We start from the raw sequence: 6,997 nt of genomic DNA, 5'->3' as shown, positions 1-6,997 counted from the left end.
GATCAGTGATGTTGGGATAAAACTGGCAAAACCTGATGGTTGGGCACTGCCAGAGGTAAAAGTTGCGAACACAGTCGTTAATGAATGGGAAGAACTCACCTTTGACTTTTCAACACATCACCAGGAAGGCTATGATCAGATAGTTGTATTTCCAGATTTTAACCTGGATGGTAGAACTCAGGACAACTTGGTATACCTCGATAATATCACTTTCTCTCCGCAGATGCTTCCTACCGAACCCACAGTGGCTGCACCTGTGCCCACACAAGATGAAGCTGATGTTGTATCACTATTCAGTAATGCCTACACCAATGTAACAGTTGATACCTGGTCCGCTGAATGGGATGCTGCAGATGTTGCCGATGCTCAGGTAGTTGGAGATGATGTAAAACTATATACAAATCTGACATTTGCTGGTGTGGAATTTACTTCAGCACCTGTAGACGCTTCTGAAATGACCCATTTCCATTTAGATCTCTGGACTCCTGATCCAACTGCTGCTCCAGCCGTGTTCAAGGTGAAGCTGGTTGACTTTGGTGCCGATGGTGCCTTTGGTGGCGGTGATGATACAGAACATGAGTTGGAATTTACCGACCCACCGCTTATGACTGGATCCTGGGTGAGTATTGATGTTCCAATGGCTGATTTTGCAGGTCTGTCAGAACAGGCTCACCTAGCCCAGATGATTATCACTTCAGATCCGAATACGGTATATGTAGATAATGTATACTTTTATGCTGAAGAGGTCGTCCTTCCCGGACCACACGCTCCTGTTGATTTTGAAGTTGGTGGACATGGTGCAGACTGGACCTGGACGGTAGAAGAAAATGCTACCAATCCAGCTTTGGAGGTTATCGCTAATCCAGTGAGTGGTGGGATTAATACCTCAGCAACTGTAGGTCGGTTTACTGCATTGCAGGCTGGACAGCCATGGGCCCTGTTTTATACTGACGATATTGGTGAGTTTACCTTTGATACCACAAACGCCCTTGTAAAAATCATGGTTCATAAACCTATCGTTAGCAATTTCGCTATCAAGTTAGAAGGCGCAAGTCCTCCGATTGAAATTCAGATTCCAAATACTGTCACAAATGATTGGGAAGAATTGAGTTTCAACTTTGCTGATCAAATAGGAAATAGTTACAACAGAATTGTAATCATTCCTGATTTTGACATGGGAGGAAGAACCCAGGACAACATAATCCATATTGATAATATTACTTTCTCATCTTCTCAGGAAGAACCTCTCCCAGGTCTGTTCTTTTCTGAATATAGTGAGGGAAGTGAAGGTAGTAACAAATATGTGGAAATCTATAATCCCACGGGTGTTGATGTAGATCTCTCAAGCTACTCTGTGCAGGGAACAAACAATGGAACTGCCTGGGGAGATGGGGGAGACCGGGATACAACCCTATCTGGAATACTGGCTGCAGGTGATGTGTTTATTATCGCACCAGATCAGGCTAATGCAGATATCCTGGCTCTGGCCAATATGATTCTGGAATATGAAAGTCCTGTACACTACAATGGCGATGATGGTATCGCCCTGCTCAAGGATGGTTTGATTATAGATGCCATCGGAGTTGAAAATGTAGATCCAGGAGATGGCTGGGATGTAGCTGGTGTTGCTGAAGCAACCCAAGATCATACATTGATCAGAAAAAATGAAGTGATGTTTGGAAACATCGGCAACTGGGAAATGTCAGCCGGAACCGATTCCCTGGATTCCCAGTGGCTTGTTGCTGATCCAGCGACTAATGATTATACGCCACCCACTTTAGGCTGGCATATAACCCCACCGCCAGCAGTTCCAGTAGTGGCTGCTCCCATACCAGATGTCAATGCTGATCAGGTGTTATCTATCTTCAGTGGTGCCTATACAGATCTGGCTGAGACCAATTTCAATCCTGACTGGGGCCAATCCACGGTTGTCAGCAATGAAGAAGTTGCTGGTGATAACACCTTGAAATATGTCGATCTGAATTACCAGGGTACCAATCTTGGTGGTGCAGAGGGTGTGGATCAGGATGTGACGGGATATGAATATATTCACGTTGATTTCTGGACACCCAATGCCACAGCATTGAACTTCTTCCTCATCAGCCGTACAACGGGCGAGCAGGTTTTTGCTCTACCAGTTGCAACTGAAGAATGGGTTAGTGTTGATATCCCCCTGAGTCATTTCACTGACCTGGGTCTCGGATTATCTGATATATTTCAGTTCAAGGTTGATGGTGGTGATGGATCTACTATCGTTTATTTCGATAACTGGTACTTCTATACAACCGTTGTAAGCGTAGAAGACCTTGCCATGCTGCCTGAGGAATCAGTTCTGGAACAGAACTTCCCAAATCCATTCAATCCAAGTACAACCCTCAGATATGGAATCCCGGAAGAATCTGCAGTCTCCATGATTATCTATGATATTCGTGGAAATGTTGTCAGAACTATGCAATCAGGTTCCAAACCTGCTGGTTGGTATGAGCTTGAGTGGAATGGACTTGATAATGCTGGAATTCCAGTATCCACGGGTCTATATCTTACAAGATTACAAGTTGGAACATATACTCAGACGATCAAGATGCTTTATCTGAAGTAGATCATATCGTCTGAGCGTTTTTATGAAGGGCTGGATTTATCCAGCCCTTCATGCTATTAATGGTTGTCGGGATTAAAAAAATGTTGATGCAAATATCCCAAAACAGTTCATCGGTAAAGGGGAAATCATGATCAGATATCGAAATAATTTCGTACAAAAACCAGGCGCTCTCACCGTCTTCTTCTTATGTCTAATTTTTTCCCTGACAGGCAAATCCCTGGGGCAAGCTGTTGAAGTTGGAGCTGGAAGTTACAGCACTGCGCTACCTCCGGGGGCAATTGGGCCACAAACTGCTTCTGGGGCGACTGCCATTCCGAAAATATCTAATTCATTTGATCAGCAAATCCAGACAAATGATTTCTGGAGTAGTCTGATTTATCCCTTTTATGGAGATCCTCATTCCAACAATCTTTTTGCTCACCCTTTAAATTTTAGAGCCGTAAATACAGGACTGCAAATAGGATATACTCCAAACTATATATTTGCGGCCAACGATTATTTATATCCATATTCCCATCAGCTAACTGTTGGTGTCAGCGGATTAGCTGCTTCTCGAACAGTGGTAGATAGCTATGGGGACTGGACCGTAACTGCATTGTGGGAAAGTGGTGCAAGATCGATGGAGGCTACTTTGGGTCACGGTCTTCCATACACATTCTTTAGAATAACTGGCGGAGATGCTGTCATTAATTCTTCTCAAAACCCAAGCATCTGGTACCAACAAAATGAGGTGCTTGGAATTACAATTGACGGTAAACATTTCGGTATATTTGGTCCCACTGGATCGTCCTGGTTAGGAACCAGCACCTTCCAATCGAACCTTAATGGCCAGGATTATCTTTCCATAGCACTTTTACCAGATACAAATCCTCTGACGCTTGAATTATTTAGAAGCCATGCCTATGCCTATGTAACGAATAGTACGGTCGATTGGATTTACAACGAGACTACAGCAGAATTGACCACCACCTATAGCTATGAAACAACTCTGATGGATGATGGTAATGCAGCAAATATAAATGAAACGCTAACTGCGCTCTACCGACACCAGTGGCTAACTACATCGAACCCCTTGACAGACTACAATTATCAATCTCCCCGTGGGTTACAAAAGCTATTTGAAGGCAATTCATTTACCACTGACCTGACATTCTCTGGAATTTTGCCGGCTCTTCCTGATCAGGGAAATTACAATCGTGCCGAGCTGTTGGCTCTTGTTCAAAGTGTGGCCAGTGAAACCTTACCCATCGGTCCGTCCTATGAAAATGGGAAAGCCATGGCCCGTTTTGCGAATTTGGTTCACATAGCGGATCAACTTGGAGCCATCACTGAGCGTGATCACTTCCTCTCGGAGCTGAAAAATCGTCTGGAAGATTGGTTTACTGTGGGGGGTGAGCAGGAATATTCCTATAACGATAATTGGGACGTCCTGACGGGATATCCCTCCGGGTATGGGGCGGACAATCAAATTAATGATCATCACTTCCATGCTAGCTATGCGATCGTATCTGCAGCAACTATTGCCCAATACGATAGCACATGGACCGCCCAGGAGAACTGGGGAGGAATGGTAAATCTGCTAATCAAAGATTCAAACAACTGGGATAGGGAGGATGGCCAGTTTCCATACTTAAGAACCCATGACTCCTATGCAGGTCATTCCTGGGCAGCTGGACATGGTGACTTTGGCGACGGGAACAATCAGGAATCCAGTTCTGAGTCCATGAATTTTGCCTCGGCTGTGATTCTCTGGGGTGAGGCAACCAATCAGCATGATATCCGCGATTTGGGTATTTTTCTGTACACTACGGAAACAACAGCCATCGAGCAATATTGGTTTGATGTTGACAATGAAGTATTTCCCGCAGATTATGCTCATGTAGCCCTGGGAATGGTATGGGGTGCAAAAGGTGTCCATTCCACCTGGTTTGGTGCGGAGCCTGAGCAGATTCATGGTATCAATATTCTTCCTGTTACGAGTGGCTCAGTATATCTGGGCCGACACCCCGATTATGTGCTTGAAAATTATGATGAAATTGTGGCTGAAAACAACGGACAACCCAATATGTGGCAGGATGTGTTATGGGAGTACCTGGCCCTGGCGGATCCGGATTTAGCATTGTCCTACTACTATGCAGACAATTCTTACCTACCGTTTGATGGAGAGTCTCGGGCTCATACGCTGCACTGGTTGTACAATTTGAAGAAGATGGGACAGGTTGATACAACTATCTTTGCAGATATCCCAACCTATTCTGTTTTCAAGGATGATGCAGATGATATAACATATATTGCCTATAATGCTGGTTCAGAGGACCGGTTGGTAACGTTTTCTGATGGTTTTTCAATGTCTGTAGCCCCCAGGGAAATGAATTCTTTCAGTACTTCAAATGCCAATCCTGATGCACCCGTTGTCCTGATACAAAGCAACAGAACCTCCGGTAAGCTACCATTAACAGTAGAGTTCACCGGGAGTAATAGTTTTGATCCGTATGGATCGTCCATATCATATTTTTGGGATTTCAATGATGGGGAAACATCTGATGCTGCTGATGTTGAACACAGATTTACGGAAATTGGAATCTTTAATGTATCATTGACTGTCGCGAACGAGCAAAATCTCTCAACAACTGACAGCATTATGATAACTGTACTAGAAAATGGAACGCCCTATTTGGGAATCCCATTTGCCATTCCAGGAGTAGTACAGGCAGAATTTTATGATTTGGGTGGCGAGGGTGTTGCCTATCACGACAATGACGCTGTAAACCTTGGCGTACCATTCAGAAGTTCAGAGGGGGTTGATATTGAAGCATCCAACGATGTTGGTGGTGGTTATAACATCGGTTGGATCGAAAATGGAGAATGGGTTGAATTCACCATAGATGTATCGGAAGCTGGGATATACAACGTTATTCCAATGATTGCCTCAGTCCCCGGTGGAGGGAGTTTGCATATTGAATTTAATGGAATTGACTTGACAGGTGTAAGAAGTATACCGGTGACAGGTGGCTGGCAATTCTGGCAAGAGCTTCAGATTCCGGATGTTTTTCTGAGCGCTGGTGAGCAAATTATGCATGTTAGTTTTGATACTGGCGGATTTAATTTGAATTGGATTGAGATAGAGGCATCTACGGCTATTACAGGTAGAGGATCACCAGAGATCCCTGGCTATTTCGAATTGGAACAGAATTATCCCAACCCATTTAATCCAAGCACCACCCTGAAGTTTGGATTACCTGAAGCTGCAAATGTTTCCCTGGTCATTTATGACATTCGGGGAAATGCAGTGCAAATGTTGTGCTCAGGATATCAGGCTGCTGGTTGGTACGAACCTGTCTGGAATGGTTTGGATAAATCAGGACGAGCAGTGCCGGCTGGTCTATATCTGGCTAGACTTCATGCTGGGGAGTACACTAAGACGATCAAGATGTTGATGTTGAAATAATCCACCGGTAGGCTCATAAACCGCCCTTCGACGTGCTCAGGAATCGGACCTTGAGCCTGTCAAAAGAACCAACTATCCACCCAGTACCAATGACGACCTATGTCGAATGACGAAGTGTCAAAAATATGGCCAGAATCAAGCCTCCAAATGGCATATTAGCAGGGGTGATATTTATAGTCAGAGGATTTAATGATTCGATACATAAAATTGATTCTCCTAATGATTGGTATTGTTATCTCCGCACATGGTCAGCCCTATCGAGGTGCAGAATTACGCACTAGAGAAAGCTTTCAATACGGTCGTTTCGAGGCCAGTATCAAATCTGCTCAAGGACCGGGTATCCTGAACAGTTTTTTTACCTACAATGATTCAGTACCGACCACGCTCTGGGCTGAAATTGATTTTGAGATTCTGGGACGGTATTCAGACAATGTTGATGTAAATGTCATTAATGTGGATGGTTCCCATCTTCGCCAGCATCCCCTGGATTTTAATCCTCATCTTGATTTCCATACCTATTCCATTGAATGGACTCCAAACTATGTAGCCTGGTTTATGGATGGTGAGGAATTTTATCGCCAGACCGGTACGCACATCGATGCGCTTTTTCAATCGGGTAAGCTGATGATGAATAGCTGGACACCCATTTATGAAGATTGGGTGGGGATCATGGATGATCGAATTCTACCAAGATTTTCATATTATGATTGGGTGTCATATGCCGCTTATACGCCTGGAACGGGGTCTGTTGGCAATGACCAGAATTTTACTCCTGTCTGGCTCGATGATTTTGATGAATATGATCCAATCAGGTGGGAGAAGAGTGATGGTTGGTCCTGGAATGGGAATAATGCACTGCTGGTTGCTGAAAACGTTGTCTTTGAAGAAGGTCAAATGATTTTGTGTCTGACACGTCCCGGTGAAGAGGGTCGAGTTGACATCCATCCGCC

3 protein-coding genes are annotated in these 6,997 nt (G+C 44.3%); all 3 read left to right on the top strand.

Annotation, left to right across the window (positions count from 1 at the left end; translation table 11 throughout):
• Positions 1 to 2,599, top strand: a 2,599-nt coding sequence (locus U9Q77_13650; GenBank protein MEA3288401.1) for a lamin tail domain-containing protein, incomplete at its 5' end; no start/stop codon positions are given.
• A gap of 127 nt (positions 2,600 to 2,726) precedes the next feature.
• Positions 2,727 to 6,047, top strand: coding sequence for a glycosyl hydrolase (locus U9Q77_13645; GenBank protein MEA3288400.1), 3,321 nt, complete (start codon positions 2,727 to 2,729; stop codon positions 6,045 to 6,047).
• A 219-nt stretch (positions 6,048 to 6,266) separates the two neighbouring features.
• Positions 6,267 to 6,997 (top strand): family 16 glycosylhydrolase (locus U9Q77_13640; GenBank protein MEA3288399.1); only part of this gene is annotated, 731 nt, incomplete at its 3' end.

Source organism: Candidatus Neomarinimicrobiota bacterium, assembly GCA_034716895.1.
GTDB lineage: Bacteria > Fidelibacterota > UBA8477 > UBA8477 > JABMPR01 > JABMPR01.
This window is presented reverse-complemented; position numbering and strand designations above follow the sequence as displayed.

Bases quoted from the DNA above. Each gene is read 5' to 3' on its own strand.
- U9Q77_13645 (MEA3288400.1), top strand. From the start codon at position 2,727: ATGATCAGATATCGAAATAATTTCGTACAAAAACCAGGCGCTCTCACC.